This is a genomic window from Afifella marina DSM 2698, assembly GCF_900102695.1.
Taxonomy (GTDB): domain Bacteria; phylum Pseudomonadota; class Alphaproteobacteria; order Rhizobiales; family Afifellaceae; genus Afifella; species Afifella marina.
The window spans coordinates 397,833-420,295 of record NZ_FMVW01000002.1; the positions used below are offsets into that span (position 1 = coordinate 397,833).

The 22,463-nt window shown below is 63.9% G+C and carries 22 protein-coding genes; 8 read left to right on the plus strand and 14 right to left on the minus strand.

What is annotated here, in order from left to right:
- Nucleotides 1-22: 22 nt before the first annotated feature.
- The 3 genes from BLP76_RS06650 to BLP76_RS06660 all read right to left on the minus strand — a co-directional run bounded on the left by BLP76_RS06650 (nt 23) and on the right by BLP76_RS06660 (nt 2,531).
- Nucleotides 23-1,006 (minus strand): CAP domain-containing protein, encoded by a 984-nt coding sequence (locus tag BLP76_RS06650; RefSeq protein ID WP_092810839.1) that lies wholly within the window; start codon nt 1,004-1,006, stop codon nt 23-25.
- Between the two features lie 145 nt (nt 1,007-1,151).
- Nucleotides 1,152-1,562: an EF-hand domain-containing protein gene (locus tag BLP76_RS06655; RefSeq protein ID WP_170130486.1), complete on the minus strand. Its 411-nt coding sequence runs from the start codon at nt 1,560-1,562 to the stop codon at nt 1,152-1,154.
- Between the two features lie 333 nt (nt 1,563-1,895).
- Complete coding sequence (locus tag BLP76_RS06660) at nt 1,896-2,531, minus strand: cytochrome b/b6 domain-containing protein (RefSeq protein WP_139163712.1); 636 nt, start codon at nt 2,529-2,531, stop codon at nt 1,896-1,898.
- An 86-nt stretch (nt 2,532-2,617) separates the two neighbouring features.
- On the opposite strand from BLP76_RS06660, the gene BLP76_RS06665 reads away from it, so the two are divergent.
- Entirely contained in the window at nt 2,618-2,986 is a 369-nt protein-coding gene (locus BLP76_RS06665) for a PH domain-containing protein (protein WP_092810845.1), read from the plus strand.
- Between the two features lie 462 nt (nt 2,987-3,448).
- On the opposite strand, the gene BLP76_RS06670 is transcribed toward BLP76_RS06665, so the two are convergent.
- The gene (locus BLP76_RS06670; protein WP_092810847.1) at nt 3,449-3,823 is read right to left on the minus strand and encodes a hypothetical protein; all 375 of its coding nucleotides are present in this window, start codon (nt 3,821-3,823) and stop codon (nt 3,449-3,451) included.
- Nucleotides 3,824-3,990: 167 nt separating this feature from the next.
- Here BLP76_RS06670 and BLP76_RS06675 point away from each other — a divergent pair, with 167 nt between their 5' ends.
- On the plus strand, nt 3,991-4,482 hold the full coding sequence (locus BLP76_RS06675) for a class I SAM-dependent methyltransferase (RefSeq protein ID WP_092810849.1): 492 nt from the start codon (nt 3,991-3,993) through the stop codon (nt 4,480-4,482).
- Nucleotides 4,483-4,577: 95 nt separating this feature from the next.
- On the opposite strand, the gene BLP76_RS06680 is transcribed toward BLP76_RS06675, so the two are convergent.
- Entirely contained in the window at nt 4,578-5,066 is a 489-nt protein-coding gene (locus BLP76_RS06680) for a YciE/YciF ferroxidase family protein (protein WP_092810851.1), read from the minus strand.
- A 410-nt stretch (nt 5,067-5,476) separates the two neighbouring features.
- On the opposite strand from BLP76_RS06680, the gene BLP76_RS06685 reads away from it, so the two are divergent.
- The 5 genes from BLP76_RS06685 (at nt 5,477) to der (ending at nt 10,696) form a co-directional block, all read left to right on the plus strand.
- On the plus strand, nt 5,477-6,052 hold the full coding sequence (locus BLP76_RS06685) for an NnrU family protein (protein WP_092810853.1): 576 nt from the start codon (nt 5,477-5,479) through the stop codon (nt 6,050-6,052).
- A gap of 64 nt (nt 6,053-6,116) precedes the next feature.
- A complete protein-coding gene (panB, locus tag BLP76_RS06690; RefSeq protein WP_092810855.1) occupies nt 6,117-6,944 on the plus strand; it encodes a 3-methyl-2-oxobutanoate hydroxymethyltransferase in 828 nt (275 codons plus the stop codon).
- A gap of 125 nt (nt 6,945-7,069) precedes the next feature.
- Nucleotides 7,070-7,915 carry a tetratricopeptide repeat protein gene (locus BLP76_RS06695; RefSeq protein ID WP_092810857.1) on the plus strand — a complete coding sequence of 282 codons (846 nt, stop codon included), beginning with the start codon at nt 7,070-7,072 and terminating at the stop codon, nt 7,913-7,915.
- Between the two features lie 36 nt (nt 7,916-7,951).
- Entirely contained in the window at nt 7,952-9,268 is a 1,317-nt protein-coding gene (locus BLP76_RS06700; protein ID WP_092810859.1) for a PQQ-binding-like beta-propeller repeat protein, read from the plus strand.
- A gap of 21 nt (nt 9,269-9,289) precedes the next feature.
- Nucleotides 9,290-10,696: a ribosome biogenesis GTPase Der gene (gene der / locus BLP76_RS06705; protein WP_092810861.1), complete on the plus strand. Its 1,407-nt coding sequence runs from the start codon at nt 9,290-9,292 to the stop codon at nt 10,694-10,696.
- A 37-nt stretch (nt 10,697-10,733) separates the two neighbouring features.
- On the opposite strand, the gene BLP76_RS06710 is transcribed toward der, so the two are convergent.
- The 9 genes from BLP76_RS06710 to rpsF all read right to left on the minus strand — a co-directional run bounded on the left by BLP76_RS06710 (nt 10,734) and on the right by rpsF (nt 19,233).
- Nucleotides 10,734-11,480 (minus strand): SDR family NAD(P)-dependent oxidoreductase, encoded by a 747-nt coding sequence (locus tag BLP76_RS06710; protein WP_092810863.1) that lies wholly within the window; start codon nt 11,478-11,480, stop codon nt 10,734-10,736.
- Nucleotides 11,481-11,482: 2 nt separating this feature from the next.
- Nucleotides 11,483-12,952, minus strand: a complete 1,470-nt coding sequence (gene purF, locus BLP76_RS06715) for an amidophosphoribosyltransferase (RefSeq protein WP_092810865.1) — start codon at nt 12,950-12,952, stop codon at nt 11,483-11,485.
- Nucleotides 12,953-12,955: 3 nt separating this feature from the next.
- The gene (locus tag BLP76_RS06720) at nt 12,956-13,579 is read right to left on the minus strand and encodes a CvpA family protein (RefSeq protein ID WP_092810867.1); all 624 of its coding nucleotides are present in this window, start codon (nt 13,577-13,579) and stop codon (nt 12,956-12,958) included.
- Between the two features lie 55 nt (nt 13,580-13,634).
- Complete coding sequence (gene radA / locus BLP76_RS06725) at nt 13,635-15,026, minus strand: DNA repair protein RadA (protein ID WP_092810869.1); 1,392 nt, start codon at nt 15,024-15,026, stop codon at nt 13,635-13,637.
- Nucleotides 15,026-16,156: an alanine racemase gene (gene alr / locus BLP76_RS06730; protein WP_092811360.1), complete on the minus strand. Its 1,131-nt coding sequence runs from the start codon at nt 16,154-16,156 to the stop codon at nt 15,026-15,028. Before alr ends, radA begins: the two co-directional genes overlap by 1 nt.
- A gap of 35 nt (nt 16,157-16,191) precedes the next feature.
- Nucleotides 16,192-17,679: a replicative DNA helicase gene (locus tag BLP76_RS06735; RefSeq protein WP_092810871.1), complete on the minus strand. Its 1,488-nt coding sequence runs from the start codon at nt 17,677-17,679 to the stop codon at nt 16,192-16,194.
- Nucleotides 17,680-17,907: 228 nt separating this feature from the next.
- On the minus strand, nt 17,908-18,522 hold the full coding sequence (gene rplI, locus BLP76_RS06740) for a 50S ribosomal protein L9 (protein WP_092810873.1): 615 nt from the start codon (nt 18,520-18,522) through the stop codon (nt 17,908-17,910).
- Nucleotides 18,523-18,602: 80 nt separating this feature from the next.
- Entirely contained in the window at nt 18,603-18,851 is a 249-nt protein-coding gene (rpsR, locus tag BLP76_RS06745; protein WP_026379016.1) for a 30S ribosomal protein S18, read from the minus strand.
- A 4-nt stretch (nt 18,852-18,855) separates the two neighbouring features.
- Entirely contained in the window at nt 18,856-19,233 is a 378-nt protein-coding gene (gene rpsF, locus BLP76_RS06750) for a 30S ribosomal protein S6 (protein ID WP_092810875.1), read from the minus strand.
- A gap of 385 nt (nt 19,234-19,618) precedes the next feature.
- Here rpsF and BLP76_RS06755 point away from each other — a divergent pair, with 385 nt between their 5' ends.
- The gene (locus tag BLP76_RS06755) at nt 19,619-22,411 is read left to right on the plus strand and encodes a mechanosensitive ion channel domain-containing protein (RefSeq protein ID WP_092810877.1); all 2,793 of its coding nucleotides are present in this window, start codon (nt 19,619-19,621) and stop codon (nt 22,409-22,411) included.
- Nucleotides 22,412-22,463 lie beyond the last annotated feature (52 nt).

A 22,463-nucleotide genomic window follows, 5' to 3' on the forward strand; every position in this document is an offset into this window, starting at 1 on the left:
GTCCTTTTGTAGCGCAAAAGACCTATTTCCCAGCAAGAATAGCAACGGCCATCTTCTTGCCTTCACCATCGGCGGCGATAACCAGCCCGATCCCCGTCAAATCATTGTTGAGAAGCATGGCCCGGTAGTCTTCGGTTTCCAGCCATTGTCCCACGAAAAAGCGGACGTCCGCATCCGTCGGCTCCGCCCCGCATCCGCCACAGCTTCCAGCCACGACCCGGAAACGCCGGAAGGTCGTCTCCTCCGGCAATGCGCCTTGGAGGTTGCGGAGATCATCGAGCGATGCGCCCTTTAGCGGCTCGGGCAGCATCCCGGATGCGGTTGCGATGAGAGAGGTGTCGGCAAAGACGCTGTCGTCGCCGGAGCGGGCCTCGTTGATAAGTTTTGCCGCCAATTCCGTCTGGGCTTGAGGCGTCAGCGGCGTTGCGTCCTTCGCATCCTTATTCGAGGTGCTTTCCCGCGGTGTGCCGGGACCGGCGAAATTCTGCACCGCGTAGCGTCGGCCGTCGGCGTTCTCCGCTAGGCCGAAGCCGTATTCTGTCAGCCCCTTGCGCAGAATATTGGCACGGTGTTCGGGGCTCTGCATCCAGCCTTCGTGAAGATTTTCCACCGCCGCCTGATCGGCCGGAACCGCGCAACCGCGGCAACGCGCGATATTTTCGGCGACGAGCCGGCCGGCATTGCCGCCGGCCGCCTGATAGCGATCCATGACGGTGCGCCCTTCGGGCGTGGTGTGGCTGTAGTAATTGCGCTCCAGCATGTCGCGGGCATGCGCCTGCGCCGCCTGGTCCAATATCTCGCTCAGCGTGAGCGGCGGGAGGCCGGCCTCGCTGCGGGCCTCGTTGACGAGGCGCAGGCTCTCCTGGCGCAGAGCATCCATCTCGTTCGGTCTCGCGGCCGGTGTCTGGGCCGGTGTCTGGGCCGCAGCCGTATCGAAGACGCCGGCGAAGGCGAGGAGAAGCGCGAGCGAAACGGCGCGTGCGGTTATGAGGGCGGAATGAAACATGGGATGCCTTGGACGCAGTGTTGACCCGGGGTCAACACTTCAGATGGCGCCATGCTCCGTGGAGAGGGCGATGAAATGTCCGTCCCGACTTGGATCCTGCCGCGTGGGCGGCAGGACCGGGGTCAGATGGAAGCGTTCTCGACGCTCAGAAATTGCGCGATGCCGCAAACTCCGCCGGCGTCACGCGACCGTCTTTGTTGTAGTCCGCCGCGGCAAAACGGCTCTTGCCCGAGGTCATGAACTCGTCCTTCGACAGGCGGCCGTCCTTGTTGGTGTCAGCGGCTGTGAAGCGGGCTTCCTTGCGCTGCGCCATCTGGGCCGCACGCGGCCCCTGGCCGCCGCCCGGACCGAAGGCGAAGCGGACGGACATGTATTCGTCCTTCGTCAGCTGGCCGTCGCCGTTGCTGTCCATCGTATCGAAGACGGATTGGTGCCAGGCCGCAGCTTCGTCCAGCGAGATCACGCCGTCGCCATTGGTATCCATGGCATCGACGCGGGCGGCCATGCCTTGGCCCATACCGCCGCCGCCCATGCCGCGGCCCATTCCTTGACCCATGCCTTGGCCCTGGCCCATGCCGCCGCCAGGACCTTGTTGCGCCCATGCGGGCGACAACGCCATTGCAGCAGCCAGCACAGCAGGCGCCGCAATCTGCACAAATGCCCGTCTCGGTGCGGTGCGATCGTTTCTCATTTTCGCTCTCCTTCCGACACGTGCCCCCTGAGGCTTACATACACCTTCTGCGTGGCATTGCCTTGACGGAAGGCAAGGCGTTCTGCGTCTTATTCACGCGTTCGAATAGAACAATATCAAAAAAGAAAGCCGGATGACGGTCTGTCATCCGGCTCAAGTTGGTCCAATGAGGAGCGGAATTTCGAAAGTCGGGCGCCCTCAGCGGCCGGGCGCCACCATGCGCAAGAGCGACGGGCGCGTGACCCAGAGCTTCAGAGCCCCGAGGACATGCACCAGAAAGAGAACGAGGATCACCTTGCTCGTGACGACGTGTGCCGTCTCGAACGCCTCGTGCAGGGCGTGGTTTTCGGCAAGCGGGCTCGGGATCGTGAACAGGCCGAAGACCGGCAGCGGGTGGCCAGCGGTCCAGATGGTCATCGGGCCGGAGACGATGAGGATGGTCAGGCAGAGGAGGAGGCCGACCTGCACGGCGCGTGCGAAGATGCGCAAGGCGGGCGCTTCGTCCGGACTGTCGGGCAGGGTGCTGAAGAGCCGCCAGAGAATCCGCCCCGCCAGAACGACGAAGAGGGCGACACCGACCGACACGTGCAAATCGAGCGCCGCGGTCCTTTCCGGCCCGCGGGGCAGGTCTTCCATCTGATTTCCGAGGAGCCAGAGTGCGATGATGCCCGCGGCTGCAAGCCAATGGATGGTGAGCGAGAGCGCGCCATAACCGCCTCGAGTATCTTCAACCTGTATACGCGTGCTTCCCCTAAGGAATGGCGATGCGGCCGTCATATATCCGAACGCGAATGTCAGCCAATGAAGCTTTGGTAAGGAAGAAAGCTGCGGCATAAGCAGCGATTGCGGAACATGCCGCAAATCGGGCCGTTTTTCCTGTGACCCACCGCTTTTTGCGACATCCTGCCCCGGAGAACAGAATGCCCACTCAAGCCGAGCCGCTTTATTCCGCTCATCCCTCGATGTTCAAGTCGAGCCCGCTTCTCTTCATCATCTGCGTCGTCACGATCCCGGTCCTCGTGGGTCTGATCGTGATCATCGGCTGGTATATCAAGACCCGTTCGGAGCGGTTTACGATCACGGCCGACGAAGTGCAGTACGAGGTTGGGCTGTTCTCCAAGCAGATCAAGGAGATGAAGCGCAGCTCCGTGCGCTCCGTGAACGTCGACCAGTCATTCATCGACCGCATCGTCGGCGCCGCCAAGGTGACGATCTACTCCGCGGGCGATGAGCCGGAGATCGTGGTAAGCGGCCTGCCGGAGCCCGGACGGCTGCGCGAGCTCCTCTAGAGAGGGCTTGCGGCGCTAAGCCGTTTGGCCGGCCCGGGAGGCTGGCAAGGCGATCAGCGCCCGCTGGCCGCGCTTTGCTTAAGCCGCGCCGCGAGAGAACTTGCGGCTCGCACGATCGAGAGCCGGGATCATCATCCCGGCTTATCCGGCATCCCGGCTTAGCCGGTTCGCGCAGGTCCGGCCTCTTCGGCTGCGGTCAGGCGTGGGTGCGCCTCGCCGCAAAGAAAGGCTCAGAGGCCCGGCTTGCCGCTCGTCAAACCTTGCGCAGCCTTTGTCGATCCGGCCGGCGCCCGGCCTTTGGCCCGCGACACGACTGGCGGGATGCTGGCGGCTAGTTGCCGGTCAGCGTTGTTGCCGTCGAAACGGGAGGATCGCTCCGTGAGAAATGTCTGCGTCGTCTTCATGCTGTTCCCTTTCCAACACTGATCGTGAGGCCTCTTGCGAGGAAAATTTTTCCTCGTTTCAGCCTTCTCCTGCCATGCCCGGAAAGAGCGGTTCCTCCTGACCCGTCTGTCCGTTGATCTGGTCGAGCCAGGCGCGGACATGTTCTTGGGTGTAGGCCTCGCGGCTGAGCTCCGCCTCGTCGATGCGTTTCGTGATGTCGTCGAAGAGAAGCTCGTGCGTCGTGCCGGAAAAGGCCGCCGCATCGATGCCGTCGGTGGTGCCGATCTGGTAGTTCGGATCAAGTCCGTGTTCGGTCTTCACCAGCCGGAGCTGCAATGTGTCCGTCGCGGCGCCGAGCGCCTGAGAGGCGAAGTCGAAATTGCGCAAAATTCCGGTGACGAAGGCTTCCGGGTGGTGCAGACGACCGATCTGCGGAATCTGAAAATCACTCATGATGATCCTGTGTTTGCAGGGTTTCATGGGCAATGGCGGCGGGGCCGCTCCGGTTCCCTAGGAGACCCGCGCGTTGTCGCCGGCTTTGCAGACTTGGCGTCGAGCCCCGTTCATGCCACAGCGGGCTTGCGCCGAACTGAAGCACACCGAACCGAAGGATAAAGCCGATGAGCCGCCTTGAAAGCACGATCAACCGCCTGATTGCGCAAAAGGTGCTGCTCGATCATGTCGCCACGTTGATCGGCGCGCGGGAAGGACCGGTCTTCGAACTCGGTCTCGGCAATGGCCGCACATTTGATCATCTGCGCCAGATTTTCCCGCAGCGGGACATTTTCGCGTTCGATCGCTCGATCCGCGCGCATGCAGGCTGCATCCCGGATGCGGAGCATATGGTCGTCGGGGATATGCGCGACACGTTGCGGCTCGTGCATCCGCGCGTTCCGGGGAAGCCCGTGCTCATCCACGCGGATATGGGGGCAGGGGATCCGACCGCCGATCTTGCGACGCGAGAATGGCTTTCACCGCTCGTTGCGGCCTGGGCGGCGGATGATGGCTATGTGTTGAGCGATCGCCCTCTCGAATTGCCGGGCTTTGCGGAGCTTAAGCGTCCGGCCGAGGCTCCCGTCTCGCCGCATATTCTCTATCAGAAGGCCGCCTAAGGCTCAGACGGCAGACGCAGAGGGCAGACGCACAAAGCCCCGGCAGGGCCGGGGCTTTGCAGGGTCCGACAGATGCCGGACGAAGGCATGGCGGATTAAGCCGCCTTCTTGTTGAGTTCGCTCTCGCCAACCTTGCTGAGCTTGGCGTCGGCGCTCTTTTCTTCCTGAAGAGTTTCGCCGAGGCGCTTCGCGGCTTCCTTATGGCCGAGACGATGGGCCCAGGCCTCAAGTGTGCCGTAGCGCGCAATCTCGTAATGCTCGACGGCCTGCGCTGCGGCGGCCATCGCCGCATCGCGCGTTTCTCCGTCTGAGATCTCGCTCATCAGCTCTTCGGCTTCGGTGATGATGCCCTGGATCGCCTGGCAGGTTTCGCCTTCCGGCTTGACACTCACGAGACCGAATACCGCCTCCAGACGATCGACGTGACCCTTGGTTTCTTCGAGATGCGTCTCGAAGAGGTGCTTCAAGTCCTCGTTCGTCGCCTTGTCTGCCATTTTCGGCAGAGCCTCGAGAATTTGCTTCTCGGCGAAATATATGTCCTTCAGCGTATGAACGAAGAGTTCTTGAAGATTCTGCATAGCCATTGGTGTCTCCCTGTCTTCGTTATGAAGAAGTCACGAGGAAAACCTTATGACGGGGCGTCTCGTTCCGGCCGCAGAGGCGTTTTTCGTTTAGCCGTCGTGGGAGGCCGGAATTCCGCCAGAGAATGTGTCAAATGATTGGCAGGGCGGGACTTTCAGGCTTCGGCGAGGTGTCGGGAGCGATGATTTCAAGGGTCTTTGCAGACATGCCAACTCACGCGCCAACGCGGTCCGTTCCCTGCAAGTAGTTTTGGCGTGTGGGGGCGTTTTCTGATGCGCTGGTGAGGCGCATGCGGCAGGGAGACACCCCGCCTCATTGTTTGTCGCAGCCAAAGAAGCTAGCCCTTTCTCGAACAGTTCCATCCGGGCCATGACGGCGGTCCGTCTCATCGGGCGTTGGGGAGCCTCGTCACATGTTCGTTCTTATCCTGGGCCTCATCCTCTTTCTCGGCGCCCATTCTGTGCGCCTTTGGGGCGAGGAGCTTCGTGACCGGATCATCGCCGAGCGCGGCGACGGGGTCTGGAAGGGCATCTACTCGCTCGCCTCTATCGTCGGGCTCGTTCTCATCGTTTGGGGATATGGCCTGACGCGCCTCAACCCGATCGACGTCTGGTATCCGCCGATCTGGACGCGGCACCTCGCCATTCTGCTCAACGCGTTCGCCTTCGCCCTGGTGGCGCTCAATGGCTCTTCGGGGCCGATCCGCGCGGCGGTCGGGCATCCGATGGTGCTTGGCGTCAAGGTCTGGGCTTTCGCCCATCTCCTCGCCAACGGGCGTCTCGGCGACATCCTCTTGTTCGGCGCTTTCATGGTGTGGGCGATCGTCGATTACGCCGGTTCGCGCCGTCGCGATAAGCGTGAAGGCGTCGTGCGCATGGCCGGTCCGTGGAAGCCGGAGCTCATTCGCATGGGCATCGGGCTTGCGCTTTGGCTTGTGTTCCTGCTCTTCCTGCATCAATGGCTGTTCGGCGTCTCGCCGCTTGGATGAGCGCTGGCTATGCCGGTGCTCTGAGAGAGCGCTCGAAGAGACAGTGATGGATTGAGGAGGCAGCTTGTCCAAACATACGGTTTCGCGCCGTCTGACGGCGGTCGATATCGCGCGCCGCAAAGGCGGCGAGAAGGTCGTCTCGCTCACGGCCTATCACGCTCATACGGCCGGGATCGTCGATCCTTTGGTCGACTTCATCCTCGTCGGTGATTCGCTCGGCAACGTCATGCACGGGCTGGAGACGACGGTTCCCGTCACCCTCGACATGATGATCTTGCAGGGGCTCGCCGTCATGCGCGGCTCGAAGCGGGCACTGGTCGTCGTCGACATGCCTTTCGGCTCCTATGAGGAAAGCCCGCAGCAGGCGTTTCGCAATGCGGCGCGCATCCTGAAGGAAACCGGGGCCGGGGCGGTGAAGCTCGAAGGCGGCGTCCATATGGCCGAGACGGTCGCCTTCATGACCAAGCGCGGCGTGCCGGTGATGGGCCATGTCGGCCTGACGCCGCAATCGGTCAACACGATGGGCGGCTTCCGTGTGCAAGGGCGTTCCGAAGAGGGCCAGAAGGCGCTCGAGGACGACGCGATGGCGATCTCCGATGCCGGTGCTTTCGCCATCGTCATGGAAGGCATCGTGGAACCGGTGGCGCGCCGCATCACCGAAAAGGTGCCGGCGGTGACGATCGGTATTGGCGCTTCGCCCGCCTGCGACGGGCAGGTGCTCGTGCTCGAAGACATGCTGGGCCTCAACGAATGGGTGCCGAAATTCGTGCAGAAGTTCGGCTCACTCCGGGCGCATATCGAGGAAGCGGTGACGGCCTATGCCGAGGCCGTGCGCGAAGAGCGCTTCCCGGGGCCGGAGCACGTCTACCAAGAGACCAAGAAAGAGGCCTGAGGGCGATCCCGGAGGGCCGTTGCGCGGTGTGCGCAAAGTGGCTAGGTTCCGGCGCGCTTCTCAAGGCTCAACGTCAATCCACTGAACAATAATCGGCAGGCCGGGACGATTCCCCGAAGAGGTAGATGACCCACGACGACCGTACATCTGACCACTTCATCCGCGAAGTGGATGAGGAGCTGCGCCGCGAGCAGCTGAAGACGCTTTGGGAGCGCTTTGGTCTCGTCATCATTGGCGTTTGCATTTTGATCGTCGCCATCACCGCAGGCTATCGCGGCTATGTGTGGTGGCAGTCGAAGCAGGCAGCCGAGGAAGGCGACCGGTATCTGACGGCGCTCGAAGCCATCGACGCCGGCAATGAGGCGGAGGGGCGCGAGACGCTTGCGGCCCTGGCGAAGGACGGCGGGGGCTACGGCATGCTCGCCCGTCTGCGCAACGCCGAGATTCTGGCCAAGACCGACGAGCCGGCCGCGATCGCAGCCTACGACGAGGTGGCGAACGACGGCAGCGTCGCTCCGGTGATGCGCGATCTGGCGCGGGTGCGGGCCGGGCTTCTCGCCCTCGATGCGGGCGACCTCGACGGCGCGGAAAGCCGCGTCTCGTCTCTCGACGAAGCCGGCAACGCCTGGCGCCATACGGCGCGGGAAATCCTCGGCATGGTCGCCTATCAGCGTGACGCGCTCGAAAAGGCCCGCGATTACTTCGTGGCGATCGACCAGGATGTGCAGGCGCCGCAGGGCGTGCGCAATCGCGCCGGCCTGATGATCAGCGTGATCGACGGGCAGCTTGCGCCCTCGTCCTCCGCAGACGCGGCATCCGGCGACGAAGCGCCCGAGGCGGCGGCCCCAGGAGCTGGGGATGCATCTGGAGACACATCCGGGCCTGCATCTGCGGAAGAGGGTGCGGAAAGTAGCGAAAACGGGTCTGCCGACGCGAACAGCGGCGCATCCGACACACAATCGACGCAATAGAGCCGTTTTGAGCGAGCGAGAAAGCGGGCGGGAATCATGACCACGCAGACGAAATTCGCGGTCCGACTTGCGGGCATCGCTTTGACGGCGGCTCTGCTTGCAGGCTGCGGCAGCTTCACGAACCCCTTCAGCAGCAAGGATGAGATTCTGCCGGGCGAACGCCGGGCGATCGCCGGCGTCGACGATGCCGACCGGGCCTCCGGTTCAGCCGCAGTCGGCGGGGCGAGCGCGATGCAGGATTGGACGCAGCCCGGCGGCAACGCCGCGAACGCGCCCGGCAATGTCGCTCTTTCGGGCAACGCCTCACAGACGGTCTTCCGTGCCCGGGTCTTCGGCAGCGGCAGGCGCGCGGCGCGCGCCTCGGCCGCGCCGCTCATCGTCGGCGGAAACATCTACGTCTACGACGCGGCGGGCACCGTGACGGCCCTTTCGACCGGCGGCGGCAAAGCCTGGTCCGTCTCGCTTGCGCCCGAGAAGGAAAAGAGCCGTTCACCGGGCGGCGGTATCGCCTATTCCAATGGCATGGTGATTGCCGCGACGGGCTATGGCGAAATGGTGGCTCTCGATCCCGCGACTGGCGGGCGCGCCTGGTCTTATGATCTCAAAGCTCCTGCGCGCTCGGCCCCGACAGCGGCTGGTGGCAAGGCCTATGTGGTCACCTCCACCAACGTTCTTCATGCCGTCAATCTGGCCGACGGCTCGGAAGCCTGGAGCTATCCGGGTATCCCGGAAAATGCCGGCGTGCTTTCGGGCGCGAGCCCGGCCGTCGTCGGCAACACGGTCGTCGTGCCTTATTCGTCGGGCGAGGTGATCGCCTTCGATGCCAATAAGGGCGATCTCAAATGGGCCGATGCGGTCATTCGCTCGACGCGCACGCTCGCCGTTTCCGGCCTCACCGATGTTGCCGCGAGCCCTGTCGTTTCCGACGGTGTCGTCTACGCCACCGGCGTTTCCGGGCGGACGATCGCCGTCAGGCTCTCCAATGGCGAACGGCTCTGGGAACAAAATCTCGGCGGCTCGTCAACGCCGGTCGTTTCCGGCAACGCGCTCTTTCTGATCGATTTGCAGGACCGTATGGTGGCACTTGACCGCCGCACCGGCAAAATCTTCTGGCAAACCGACCTTCCGGTGGTGCGCAAGAAGCGTTTCTTCTCCACCTGGGTCGGGCCGATGCTCGCAGGCGGGACGCTTTGGGCGGTTTCGAACGACGAGAAGCTGATCGCGGTCGATCCGTCGAGCGGCAACATCGTCGGCGAGCGCTCCATTCCGGCGAAGGGTCTCCAGCGCCCGATCGCCGCCGGCGGCAGGCTCTATATCGTGACCAGCGACGGATCCCTGTCGGCGCTGCAATAAGAGAGACGGGGCGCTTCTGCGATGTCTTTGACCGTCGCCCTCGTCGGGCGCCCGAACGTCGGTAAATCGACGCTCTTCAACCGCCTCGTCGGGCAAAAGATCGCGCTCGTCGACGATCGGCCCGGCGTCACGCGCGATCGCCGCGAGGCTCCGGCCAAGCTCGGCGATCTCGACTTCATCCTGATCGATACGGCGGGCCTCGAAGATGCCGCCGACGAGACGCTCCAGGGGCGCATGCGTGCGCAAACGGAGCGGGCGATCGCCGATGCCGACATCTCCGTCTTCATGGTCGATGCGCGCGTCGGCATCACGCCCGACGACGAGCATTTCGCCCGACTGATCCGCCAGGGCGGCAAGCCGGTCGTTCTCGTCGCCAACAAGGCAGAGGGGCGCGCGGCGGAATCGGGGCTTCTCGAAGCCTATTCGCTCGGCTTTGGCGAGGCTGTCGCGGTCTCTGCCGAGCATGGCGTCGGGCTTCCGGACCTTTATGAGGCCGTCGTTGCGACGCTCGGTGAGAAGGCCGCGCTTTATCTTCCCAAGGAAGAGACGGACGAGGACGACGAGGACGAGGCAGCCGAGGGCACGGGCGAGGAAACCCGCACGCTCAAACCCATCCGCGTTGCGATCGTCGGACAGCCGAATGCCGGCAAGTCGACGCTGATCAATCGAATGATCGGCGAAGAGAGGCTTCTGACCGGGCCCGAAGCCGGGATCACGCGCGATTCGATCGCCGTCGACTGGACCTGGCGCGGGCGGCCGTTCCGGCTCATCGATACGGCGGGCATGCGCCGCAAGGCGAAGGTGATCGACAAGCTCGAAAAGCTCTCCGTCGGCGATGCGCTGCGGGCGATCCGCTTTGCGGAGGTCGTGATCATCGTGATCGACGCGACGATGCCGTTCGAAAAGCAGGATCTGCAGATCGCCGATCTCGTGGCACGTGAAGGACGCGCCCTGGTTCTCGCCCTCAACAAATGGGACGAGGTGCGTGATCCAGACGGGCTGCGCCGCGAATTGCAGGCCGATCTCAGCGAGACGCTCGTACAGGTGCGCGGCGTGCCGCTCATCCCGATCTCGGCGCTTACGGGTTCCGGCATCGATCAGCTTCTGGAAGGTGTCAGCCGGATCTACGAGACGTGGAACCGGCGCGTGGCGACGGCCGCGCTCAATCGCTGGCTCGATCATCTGATCGCACGCCATCCGCCTCCTGCCGTCGCTGGCAGGCGTCTGAAGATCAAATATCTGACGCAGTCGAAGACCCGGCCGCCGACGTTCTTTCTCGCCTGTTCGCGGCCCGAGGCGCTGCCCGAGGCGTATAAGCGCTACGTCGTCAACGGGCTGCGGGAGGATTTCGACCTCAAGGGCGTGCCGATCCGGCTGATGACGCGCGGCGCCAAGAATCCCTATGAGGGAAGGGGCCGGAAAGGCTGAGTGCCAACCGGCCGCTTCTCAAGCTCGGTTTTTGATGTCAGGCCGGGGCGTGGAAGTTCTGAAACGCCTTGGAGCGGAAGTCGAAGAGGACATCGCTCTGCTCGAAATCGGGCGCTGCGAGCTTCACGAGGTCCGGTGCGATCTCGGAGGGATGCGGCAGCGTCTCGGGATCTTCACCCGGCATCGCTTGCGCCCGCATCGCCGTGCGCATGGCGCCCGGATCGACCATCACCACCTTGATCGGGGATTTCTGCGTCTCGTGCGCATAGGTGCGCGCCAGTGCCTCAAGCGCTGCCTTGGAGACCGCGTAGGGGCCCCAGAACGGCTTCAGGCTGTGCGCTACGCCGGACGAGATGAAGATCGCCCGTCCGGATTCGGAGCGCTTCAGAAGCGGATCGAGCGAGCGGATGAGGCGCCAATTGGCGGTGACGTTGATCGCCATCACCTTGTCCCAGTCCTTCGCCTGCACGTGACCGAGGGGCGACAGGGTGCCGAGGATGCCGGCATTGGCGAGGAGAATGTCGAGGCGTCCCCAGCGCTCGTTGATGGCGCCGCCGAGACGGTCGATGCCCGGCCCGTCGGTCAGGTCGAGCGGCACCAGCGTGCAAGCCCCGCCGGCGGCACGGATCTCGTCGTCCAGTTCTTCAAGCGCGCCTTGCGTGCGGGCGACGGCGACGATATGCGCGCCGGCTTCGGCCATGGCTTTTGCAGCGAAATAGCCGATGCCGCGCGTCGCGCCGGTGACGACGGCGATACGGCCGGCGAGCGGTTTTTTTTCGGTCATGATTATCCGGCTTCAGACAACAGGTTGAGCTGGCGGACGGTGCCGACCGATTCGCGGTCGGTGAGGCGCGTCGGATACTCGCCCGTGAAGCAGGCGTCGCAATATTGCGGCTGTGCCGCATTGCGGACCTCTTCGCCGACGGCGCGGTAAAGCCCGTCGATCGTCAGGAAGGCGAGGCTGTCGACGCGGATGAAATCGGCCATCTCCTCGATCGACATGCGCGAGGCGAGGAGCTTTGCCTTTTCCGGCGTATCGACACCGTAGAAGCAGGGATTGGTCGTGGGCGGGCTCGCGATGCGCATATGCACTTCGGCGGCGCCGGCATCGCGCACCATTTCCACGATCTTGAGCGAGGTCGTGCCGCGGACGATGGAATCGTCGACGAGCACCACGCGCTTGCCCTTGAGGATCGCCGAATTGGCGTTGTGCTTCAGCTTCACGCCCATATGCCGGATCGAGTCGGAGGGCTCGATGAAAGTGCGGCCGACATAATGGTTGCGGATGATGCCGAGCTCGAAGGGGATGCCGCTCTCTTTGGCGAAGCCGATGGCGGCCGGATTGCCGGAATCCGGCACCGGGACGATGAGATCGGCTTCGGCCGGGGCCTCGCGCGCGAGCTCCATGCCGATCTTCTTGCGCGATTCGTAAATCGACGCGCCGGCGATGACGGAATCGGGTCTGGCGAAATAGACGTGCTCGAAAATGCAGAAGCGCGGACGCTCCCGCTTAAACGGCCGCAGAGAATCGATCGAATGGTCGGTGATGACGATCATCTCGCCCGGCTCGATCTCACGCACGAACCGCGCGCCGATGATGTCGAGCGCGCAGGTCTCCGAGGCGAGCACATGGGCGCCATCGAGATCGCCGAGGACGAGGGGACGCACGCCGAGCGGGTCGCGGCAGCCGATCATCTTCTTTTCCGACAGGGCGACCAGCGAATAGGCGCCCTCGACCTGGGTGAGCGCATCGATGAGGCGGTCGATCAGGGGGGCCTTCTGACTCGTGGCGATCAGATGGATGATCGTTTCGGTGTCGGAGGTCGACTGGAAAATGGAGCCGCGGTTTTGCAGGTCGCGCTGCAAGGTGCGGGCATTGGTGATGTTGCCGTTGTGCGCGACCGCGAAACCGCCGCCGGCGAATTCCGCAAACATCGGCTGGACGTTGCGCAGAACCGGGGCACCGGTCGTGGAATAGCGGTTGTGGCCGATCGCCTTGTCGCCGTGCAGGCGTGCGATCACCTCCGGCGCGGTGAAGTTGTCGCCGACATGGCCGATGTGGCGCTCCACATGGAACTGGCGCCCGTCATAGGAGATGATGCCCGCCGCCTCCTGGCCGCGATGCTGGAGCGCATGCAGGCCGAGCGCCGTCAGCGCTGCAGCCTCGGGATGACCGAAAATGCCGAAGACGCCGCATTCCTCGTGGAACTTGTCGTCGCCGGCGGCCTGGAAGGGATGGGCGGGAAGGATCTGCATGGCCTATTGCGAGAGCTGGCGGTTGAGGGCGTTCTGATCGTCGGCATCGTAGGTGCCGGCCGGACCGGTGGCGTCGCTGCTGCTGCCCGCGGGCTGGGCACGGCGCTCGGCGTCTTCCTGACGGAAGCGTTCGATGATCTCCGCTTCCGGATCCTCCGGCAGTGCGTTCATCAGATCCTGGCCCATGGAATCGAGCCAGGGTTTGGAGCGCGCGTCGGCGATCCAGGTCGGCTGATGTTCGGGCGAGATGAAGAAGTTGAGGAAAAGCACCGCGATGACGACGAGGAGGAGGCCGCGCGCCGCTCCGAAAACGAAGCCGAAGGTGCGGTCGAGAGGACCGGCCTTGGAATCGAGGATGAAGTCGGAGATGCGCATCGTCACCAGCGAGACGACGATCAAGGTGATGAAGAAGATGCCGGCCACCGTCAGCCCGAGCGCCACCGTGCGGTCATCCACATATTGCTGGGTGTAGGGCAGGACATCCTGCCAGAACATATAGGTGACGATCGCTGCCACCACCCAAGAGGCGATGGAGAAGACCTCACGGGTGAAGCCGCGGATCATGGCAAGAACCGCAGAAATGAACATGATCAGCAGGAGAACGCCGTCGAGTAGCGTTATCGGCATTGCAGGTGGTTCCCTCGTCCGCGATAGATGACGGCGCGTCGTGGCATCGCCGAGCTCACTGATGGTTGCGGTCCCGGCCGCTTTGTTCCTGGGCACGTGCCGCAAAGGCGGCCACCATATCGGCCAAGGTCGCGATCTTGTCCAGAGCCAGCCCGGTCACTGTGTCCTCGCTGCCCGCTTCGGGCAGAAATGCTTTCCGAAAGCCAAGTTTTTCCGCTTCCTTCAGCCGCTGTTGGCTTTGTGCGACGGCACGGATGGTGCCTGAAAGGCTGACCTCGCCGAAATAGATACTGTCGGGCGGCGTCGCAACCCCGGTGCGCGAGGAGATGAGCGCCGCCGCAATCGCCAGATCGGCGGCCGGCTCGGCTATGCGAAGTCCGCCGGCGACGTTGAGATAGACGTCGAACTGGCCGAAACGAAGGCCGCAGCGCGCTTCAAGAACCGCGAGAAGCATGGCGAGGCGGTTGGGGTCCCAGCCGACGACGGCGCGCCGTGGCGTGGCGAGGCTCGATTGGGAGACGAGCGCCTGCACCTCGACGAGAAGCGGCCGCGTGCCTTCCATGCCGGCGAAGATCGCCGTGCCCGGGCTTATCGCATCGCGTTCGCCGATGAAGAGATCGGACGGATTGGCGACCTCGCGCAGGCCATCGCCCGCCATCTCGAAGACGCCGATTTCGGAGGCCGGGCCGAAACGATTCTTGACCGCCCGCAGAAGGCGGAAACGGTGGCCGGCATCGCCTTCGAAATAAAGCACCGCGTCGACCATGTGCTCGACGACGCGCGGCCCGGCGATCTGGCCGTCCTTGGTGACGTGACCGACGAGGATCACGACGGCGCCGGTCGATTTGGCGAGGCGGATGAGGTTTTGCGAGGCAAGACGCACCTGCGTGACCGTGCCAGGCGCACTTTCGGCGAGATCGGTCCACATCGTCTGGATGGAATCGACGATGACGACATCGACCTTGGGCCCGGTCTTCAGCGTTGCGAGAATGTCCTCGATATGGGTTTCGGCAGCGAGCTGCACGGGCGCATCGACGACGCCGAGGCGCTCGGCACGCAAACGGACCTGATCGATCGCCTCTTCGCCGGAGACATAGATGACGTGGCGGCCATCGCGGGCGAGCGAGGCCGCGGCCTGGAGGAGAAGGGTGGATTTGCCGATGCCCGGATCGCCGCCGACGAGAAGGGCGGAGGCCGGCACGAAGCCGCCGCCTGTGACGCGGTCGAGTTCGGCGATGCCGCTCGTCAGGCGCGGCGGGCTTTCCGTCTTGCCCGAGAGGGGACGAAGCATGACGACGTTGCCGCGCCCGGCGGCCGTCGAGGCGGGGGCGGCCGGGCCTTCCTCCTGCAGCGTGTTCCATTCTCCGCAGGCGTCGCAACGCCCCTGCCAGCGCGGCCAGACGGCCCCGCAATTCACGCAGACATATTGCGTCTTCGGGCGCGCCATCAGGAGGGGCCGCCGCTTTCGACGCCGCCGATATAGCGGCGATGGGCACGGCGGGAGAGATTGGTCAGAAGTTCGTAGGAAATGGTGCCAGCATGGCGGGCGACGGCGTCGATATCGACGTTCGGGCCAAAAAGCTCGGCCGTCTTGCCGGGGAGCGCAAGACCTTCCGGAATGTCGGTCACGTCGACCGAAATGAGATCCATCGAGATACGCCCGAGCAAGGGCGCAAGATGCCCGCCGATGGAAACGAGGGCGCCCGACGCCATGTCCGAGGAGCCGGCGGCGCGCAGATAGCCATCGGCGTAACCGGCGGAGAGGATCGCGATGCGGGTCGTGCGCCGCAGAGTTTCCAGCGCGCCGTAGCCCACCGTCTCGCCGGGATGGCCGGTGCGCACCTGCAGGATGCGCGCTTCCGCGGTGACCACCGGGTCGGAGATCGCCTCCGGATGCGAGGCACCGCCGTAAAGGGCGATGCCCGGGCGGCAGAGTTCGTGGCGATAGGCGCGGCCCATATGGATGCCGGCCGAATTGGCGAGCGAAGCCCGCGGCAGCCCGAGCAGCGCTTTGGCATGCGCAAAGCGCTCGCGCTGCCTCTCGTTCAAGGGCTTTTCCGGTTCGTCGGCGCAGGCGAGATGGCTGATCATCAGATCGATGCCGGGGCCCGGGCCTCCAGCTTCTGCAAGCGCCTCGGTGTCCGCAAGCGTCAGACCGAGACGGTTCATGCCGGTATCGACGTGAAGCGCGGCCTTGTCACGGCCCGGCCATTTGCGCCAGCTCTGAAGCTCGCCGAAATGGCCGAGGACCGGAGAAAGACGTGCCTCGCGGTAGAGCTCGGCCGCGTCCGCGAAAAAGCCGGCGAGCACATAGATCGCGGCACTCCCGGCGGGATCGTGGTTTGCCAAAGCGGCGCGCAGGGCGGCACCTTCTTCCGGGACCGCGACGAAAAACGTCCGGCAACCCGCCGCAAACAGGGCCGGCCCGGTCATCGCAATGCCGGTGCCATAAGCGTCCGCCTTGACGACGCCGGCGCATTCGGCCGGCGCGACAAGGTCCTTCAGCCGACGCCAATTGCCGACGAGGGCGTTCAAATCAATGGTCAGGCAAAGACCGGCGGCCGCCTCTTGGCTCACGTCTCCAACCTCGCGCACACGGGAATCATCAAGGCTCAATCGTAACGTACCGGAAGCCGCTCTTCGTGGGCCAGGGACGAGAAGCGCGTCACGTCGGCCTCGAAGGCGAGATCGATCGTGCCGGTCGGGCCGTGACGCTGCTTGCCGACGATGACTTCGGCGCGGCCTGCGACACCCTCCATCTCCGCCTGCCACTTGAAGAACTCCTCGGTGCCTTCCTTCGGCTTCTTGTTCTTCAGATAATATTCCTCGCGGAAGACGAAGATGACGACGTCGGCGTCCTGCTCGATGGAACCCGATTCGCGCAGATCCGAGAGCTGCGGGCGCTTGTCGTCGCGCGCCTCGACCTGACGCGAGAGCTGGGAGAGGGCGAGCACCGGCACGTTCAGCTCCTTGGCGAGGGCCTTCAGGTTGGTGGTGATCTCGGTGATCTCCTGCACACGGCTGTCGGAGGAGCGTTTCGAAGAACCCTGGATGAGCTGCAGATAGTCGATGACCAGAAAATCGAGGCCGCGCTGGCGTTTCAGACGACGCGCGCGCGCCATGAGCTGGCCGATGGAGATGCCGCCGGTCTGGTCGATGTAGAGCGGCATTTTCTGCATTTCCTGGGCCGCCACGACGATCTTGTCGAATTCTTCCTCGTGGATGTCGCCGCGCCGGATCTTCGATGAGGGGACGGCGGCCTGTTCGGCGATGATGCGGGTCGCGAGCTGTTCGGACGACATTTCCAGCGAGAAGAAGCCGACGATGCCGCCGTCGATGGTCTTCATCGTGCCGTCGCCCTGCTGTTCGCCGCGCCAGGCGCGCGCAACATTGTAGGCGATGTTGGTGGCGAGCGCCGTTTTGCCCATGCCCGGGCGACCGGCGAGGATGATCAAATCCGAAGATTGCAGACCGCCCATGAGGCGGTCCATGTCGTCGAGGCCCGTGGCGATGCCCGACAGGTGGCCGTTTCGCTCGTAGGCGGCGGCCGCCATATCGATGGCGGTCTTCAGCGCGTCGCCGAAACCCTGGAAGCCGGTTGCGCCACGGCCCTTTTCGGCGAGTTCGAAGAGCGATCTCTCGGCTTCCTCGATCTGGTGGCGAGGCGTCATGTCGACCGGCGCGTCATAGGCGACGTTCACCATGTCCTCGCCGATGGTGATCAGCGAGCGGCGCAGCGCCAGATCGTAGATCGTGCGGCCGTAATCCTGGGCGTTGATGATCGTCGCCGCCTCATAGGCGAGGCGGGAGAGATATTCCGCGATGGTGATCTCGCCGACGCGCTGTTCCTCGTTGAGGAAGCTCTTGAGCGTCCGCGGATCGGCGATCTTGCCGACACGGATCAGCTGGCGCGCGACTTCGTAGATGCGCTGGTGCAGGGGATCGTAGAAATGAACGGGTTCGAGGAAATCGGAGACCCGGTCGAGCGCGTCGTTGTTGATCAGAATGGCGCCGAGAAGCGCCTGCTCGACTTCGATATTATGAGGCACCTGGCGAGGCGAAATGGGCTCGGCTTCGCGTAAACGGGCTGCGGCTGTCATGGGACCGTCGTTGGTTAATCGCCCCTTACTAGCAAGCCTGCAGGACGTCGGGGCGAGACGGTGCAGGGTATGAGTCTTTTCCTAGTTGTTCCTTGTGGGGAACGACAAAACACCATTCCGGGCTTGACCGCGATCTCGTTGCCGCAGCGTCGACTCATACCGAACAAAAGAGCAACAAAAAAGGGGCGCCCGCAAGCGCCCCTTTCGATAATCCTCAGGAGAAGGCGATTATTCGCGCTCCTCGTCCTCCGCGTCGACCTCGGTCGGCTCGAGCTGCAGATCCTCGGGATTCTCGAAGACCTCTTCGAGAGCCGCGGCTTCCGCATCATCGGCCTCTTCGTCATCGAAGCGATCGCGACCGGAGAGGTTCTCGCCACGTTCCTGACGCTCGGCCTCATCGGCGTTGCGCGCGACGTTGAGCGTGATCGGAGCCTCGACCTCAGGATGCAGCGAAATCAGAATCGGATGCAGACCGAGCGTCTTGATCGGACGATCGAGCCAGACCTGGCTGCGCACGACCGTGAAGCCTTCTTCGCCCAGAATCTCGGCGATGTCGCGGGTCGAGACGGAGCCGTAAAGCTGGCCCGTTTCGCCGGCGGAGCGGATGACGCTGAAGGTCTTGCCGGCGAGCTTTTCGGCCACCGCATCGGCTTCCTTCTTGGCTTCCAGGTTGCGCGCTTCGAGCTGCGTCTTCTCACGCTCGAAACGGGCCTTGTTGGCCTCGGTGGCGCGCAGAGCCTTGCCTTTGGGCAGGAGGAAGTTGCGGGCGTAACCGTCACGCACGCGCACTTCGTCGCCCATCTGGCCGAGCTTGGCAACGCGCTCCAGAAGAATGACTTTCATTTCTATCTCCTTGCTGTCCCGCCTGGCCTTGGCCGGCGGTTAGAGGCGTCAGACAGGCCGACGCCCCAACGGGTTGGATCTTACTTCAGGACGTAAGGCAGTAGGCCCAGGAAGCGGGCGCGCTTGATCGCCTTGGCGAGCTCACGCTGCTTCTTGGCGGAAACCGCCGTGATGCGCGAAGGAACGATCTTGCCACGCTCGGAGACGTAACGCTCCAGAAGCTTGACGTCCTTGTAGTCGATCCGCGGTGCATCCTCTCCGGAGAACGGGCAGGACTTGCGACGACGGTGAAAGGGCCGACGGGTCGGCAGCTGTGCGATATCGACCATGTGCTTATTCTCCATCCTCGCGGCGGCGTTCGCGTTCGCGACGGCGACGCTCATCGCGCTCACGCTTCTGCATCTGCACGGAGGGCTCTTCCTCGTGCTCGTCGACGCGGATCGTCATGAAGCGGATGATGTCTTCATTGTAGCGCATCTGACGCTCCATCTCCGCCACCACCGGGGAGGGGGCATCGATGTTCATCAGTGCGAAATACGCCTTGCGGTTCTTTTCGATGCGGTAGGTGAGGGACTTCATGCCCCAGTTCTCGGTCTTACCGACAGAGCCACCACCCTGCTCGACGACACCCTTATAGTGTTCGACGAGCTCATCGACCCGCTGGCCCGACACATCCTGTCGGACCAGGAATACGTGCTCATAAAGTGACATAACTGGCCTTTCCATTCAGCAACCTGCCTGGCGCGGAGCCTCACCGAAGCCTCAGCCGGATCTTTCGAAAACCGGAGAAAGGCTCAAGAGTGCGTCTTCAGGAGCGGAGACACCGGGAACCGACCGGTCTTGCCGGTCTCGGCCACCTCTTGGGTAGCCGTCCCCATTCAGCCCCCGGCCGAAGCCGGTCGCATCGCTGCGTTATAGGGATTTTTCGTTTCCGTGCAAGCCTGTGGGGACCATGCCCTGATGAATGCCGGAAAAAGCGCACGATCTCTTGCGTTCATGCTCTTGCCCTTGCGTCGGGTTGCCTCATTCTAGTCCCATCCGACGCCCATGAGGCGGCGTTCCGCCACCCGCTGATGCTCTTTCCGACCGGACACCGATGCTTTTGACCGATCTCTTTCCTGCGCGTCTTTTGCGCCTTTCCGCCGTTCTGCTCGTGCTTTTCACACTTGCGGGTCTGGCGCCGAGCGGTGCCGGCGCGCAATCCCTGCCGATGCCGACCATGCCCGGCACCTCCGACACGTCGGGCTCTTCGGATACGGCGAATGAGGGAGAGGGCGATACGAGCGGTGACAGCGCGCTCCGCGCCAAGTTGCTCGCCGACATTTTGAAGGACGAGAAAGCGCGTCAGGCGCTCATCGACCAGCTCGAGCAACTTGCAAATCCGCAGTCGCAGGCGGCGGAGGCCGCGGCGCCGCAGGAAGAGGAAGACCAGTCGCTTGCCCGGCAGCTCGCCGATGCCACCAAGGGCGCGGCCGAGGCGAGCTACGGCGTGGTCGAGCGTCTCTTCCGCGACCTGAAAGGTCTTGGCGCGCTCGCCAAGCAGGCGGGTGATCTCGATTGGGGCGCCCTGCAGGTCGCCATTTTGCGGCTCTTCGGAACGATCGCGGTCACCGGAGTGGGCCTCGTCGTCTTCAGTTATCTCTTTCAAAAGCTCACGCATCTCGTGACGCGGCGCATATCCGGGCCGCACGCGGTCGTCAGGAGCATTGCTTTCGTCGTCGAAACGCTCGCCGACATCCTGGCTCTGGCGATCGCCTATGCCGTCGGCAGCGGGCTTGCGGTCGGCGTCTTCGGCGATGGCGGACAGATGCAGATCGAGCAGTCGCTTTATCTCAACGCCTTCCTCATCGTCGGCGGCGTGCGGGTCTTTTTGCGAGCGATCGTCGCTTCGACGCCGGAGACGACCTCTCTCATCCCCTACCGGGAAGGCATCACCGATTACGCCTATGCCCGGCTGATGGTGGTGGCGGCGCTCTTGATCACCGGCATCGCCTTTCTGGTGCCCGTCGTCAACACCAGCCTCTCCTTCGTCGCCGGGCGCGGGCTGCGCGTGACCGTCATGCTGGTGGCGGCCTTCGTGGCGCTCACGTCGATGCGAACGCTGGCCGCGCGTATCAGGGAGCGGCGTGACCCGGATACCCAGGGCATGGGCGGCCAGGTCGTGACCATGTTCGTGCAGCTCTGGCCCTGGATCGGCACGCTCTACGTGCTTGCCGTCCTCTCCATCGGCATCACCCGGCCTTACCTCCTCGTCTCGTTCGTGGTCGGCGCCTCCGTGCGCACGGCGGTGGCGATCGGGATCGGCGTGGCGCTCGTGGCGCTGGTGAAGCTCGCGCTGCAGCGCGGCGTGCGTCTGCCGCAATGGATGGCGCGGGAAGTTCCAGTTCTGGAACGGCGGATGAATACGCTCATCCCGGCGATTCTGAAGATCGTGCGCACGCTCGTGATCGTCGCCGTGATCCTGGCCATCATCGACGCCTGGCAGGTGCTCGACATTTCCGGGTGGATGTCGACCGAGCGAGGCGCCGATCTCGTCGCGCGGATTATCAGCGCCCTCATCATCGTCGTCGTCACCTATCTTCTGTGGATCGGCATCTCGTCCTGGATCGAGCACAGGCTCAACTACGGCAAGCAGGGAGCGATGCCGAGCGCGCGTGCGCGCACGATCCTCTCCCTCATGCGCAACGGGCTTTCCATCACGCTCTTCGTGATCGCGGGTATGCTCGCTTTGTCGCAGCTCGGTGTGAATATCGGGCCGCTTCTCGCCGGTGCCGGTGTCCTTGGTCTTGCCGTCGGTTTCGGCTCCCAGAAGCTCGTTCAGGACGTCATCACAGGCGCCTTCATCCAGTTTGAAAACGCGATCAACGAGGGGGATGTCGTCACGGTCGCCGGTATCTCCGGCGTGGTGGAGAAGCTGACGGTGCGCTCTGTGGGCATTCGCGATCTGGCGGGCGTCTATCACATCGTGCCGTTCTCGTCGGTCGATGCCGTCTCCAACTCGATGCGCAAATTCGCCTATCACCTGGCCGAGGTCGGCGTCGCCTACCGCGAGAATATCCGCGAGGTGAAGGAGGCGATGCGTGAGGCCTTCGACCGCCTCAAGGCGAGCGAATACGGCACCGATATCATCGACGATTTCGAGATGCACGGGGTGACCGCACTGGCCGATTCGGCGGTCATGGTGCGCGGGCGCATCAAGACGCTGCCGGGCAGCCAATGGGCGGTCGGCCGCGCCTATACGGAGATCATGAAAGAGGTCTTCGATGAGCGCGATATCGAGATCCCGTTCCCGCATCGCACGCTCTATCTCGGCGTCCACAAGGATGGGCATATCGACACCTTGCCTATCGCGATCGAAGAACAGGCCCGACGCAAAGCGCTGGAAGAAACGGCGGTTTCTGCGGACGGCGAGAAAAAGGACGGCGGAAAGAAGGACGAAAAATCCGAACCGGCTCAAGGCGCGAGCGCTTCGGAGCCCTACACGGCACCGACCCAGGATCTGCCGGCGGAAGAGGGACAGGCGAAGGCCGCAGCCCTCAAGGCTGCCGCACTCTCCGGCGGAAAGGTTGCCGAGGGTGAGCCGTTTGCGGACCAGTTCACCGAGGATCAGCTGCCCGATACGGAGGATTCGCGCAAAGCCGCCGCTTCCGTCGATCAGCCGGATGAGGATGAAGCGGCTAAGAACAAGCCGTCTGGGGAGAAACCGGCCGGGGAGGGGGCAAGCGCGAAGGCGTCCGACAAGACCCCAGCGAGCCGTCGCACGAGCGGGCAGGGCGCGAAGGGGTCGCGTTCGCAAAATCGCAACCGCAGACCGCGTCGCCGGCGCAAGGACGAACCGAAGCTGCCGGAACCGACACAGGATTCTGACGGCGATTCGGACGAGCAATAGAGGCGCGCACGATATTTTTGCCGGGTGCCGCGGCGGGCGTCATGGCGCCTTG

Coding starts and splice junctions, on each gene's coding strand:
- BLP76_RS06755 (WP_092810877.1), top strand. CDS start 19,619: ATGCTTTTGACCGATCTCTTTCCTGCGCGTCTTTTGCGCCTTTCCGCC.
- BLP76_RS06695 (WP_092810857.1), top strand. CDS start 7,070: ATGACCCACGACGACCGTACATCTGACCACTTCATCCGCGAAGTGGAT.
- der (WP_092810861.1), top strand. CDS start 9,290: ATGTCTTTGACCGTCGCCCTCGTCGGGCGCCCGAACGTCGGTAAATCG.
- BLP76_RS06675 (WP_092810849.1), top strand. CDS start 3,991: ATGAGCCGCCTTGAAAGCACGATCAACCGCCTGATTGCGCAAAAGGTG.
- rpsR (WP_026379016.1), bottom strand. CDS start 18,851: ATGGTCGATATCGCACAGCTGCCGACCCGTCGGCCCTTTCACCGTCGT.
- BLP76_RS06680 (WP_092810851.1), bottom strand. CDS start 5,066: ATGGCTATGCAGAATCTTCAAGAACTCTTCGTTCATACGCTGAAGGAC.
- BLP76_RS06700 (WP_092810859.1), top strand. CDS start 7,952: ATGACCACGCAGACGAAATTCGCGGTCCGACTTGCGGGCATCGCTTTG.
- rpsF (WP_092810875.1), bottom strand. CDS start 19,233: ATGTCACTTTATGAGCACGTATTCCTGGTCCGACAGGATGTGTCGGGC.
- BLP76_RS06660 (WP_139163712.1), bottom strand. CDS start 2,531: ATGCCGCAGCTTTCTTCCTTACCAAAGCTTCATTGGCTGACATTCGCG.
- BLP76_RS06685 (WP_092810853.1), top strand. CDS start 5,477: ATGTTCGTTCTTATCCTGGGCCTCATCCTCTTTCTCGGCGCCCATTCT.
- purF (WP_092810865.1), bottom strand. CDS start 12,952: ATGCAGATCCTTCCCGCCCATCCCTTCCAGGCCGCCGGCGACGACAAG.
- BLP76_RS06720 (WP_092810867.1), bottom strand. CDS start 13,579: ATGCCGATAACGCTACTCGACGGCGTTCTCCTGCTGATCATGTTCATT.
- BLP76_RS06710 (WP_092810863.1), bottom strand. CDS start 11,480: ATGACCGAAAAAAAACCGCTCGCCGGCCGTATCGCCGTCGTCACCGGC.
- BLP76_RS06650 (WP_092810839.1), bottom strand. CDS start 1,006: ATGTTTCATTCCGCCCTCATAACCGCACGCGCCGTTTCGCTCGCGCTT.
- radA (WP_092810869.1), bottom strand. CDS start 15,026: ATGGCGCGCCCGAAGACGCAATATGTCTGCGTGAATTGCGGGGCCGTC.
- BLP76_RS06670 (WP_092810847.1), bottom strand. CDS start 3,823: ATGAGTGATTTTCAGATTCCGCAGATCGGTCGTCTGCACCACCCGGAA.
- BLP76_RS06735 (WP_092810871.1), bottom strand. CDS start 17,679: ATGACAGCCGCAGCCCGTTTACGCGAAGCCGAGCCCATTTCGCCTCGC.
- BLP76_RS06665 (WP_092810845.1), top strand. CDS start 2,618: ATGCCCACTCAAGCCGAGCCGCTTTATTCCGCTCATCCCTCGATGTTC.
- rplI (WP_092810873.1), bottom strand. CDS start 18,522: ATGAAAGTCATTCTTCTGGAGCGCGTTGCCAAGCTCGGCCAGATGGGC.
- BLP76_RS06655 (WP_170130486.1), bottom strand. CDS start 1,562: ATGGGTCAAGGAATGGGCCGCGGCATGGGCGGCGGCGGTATGGGCCAA.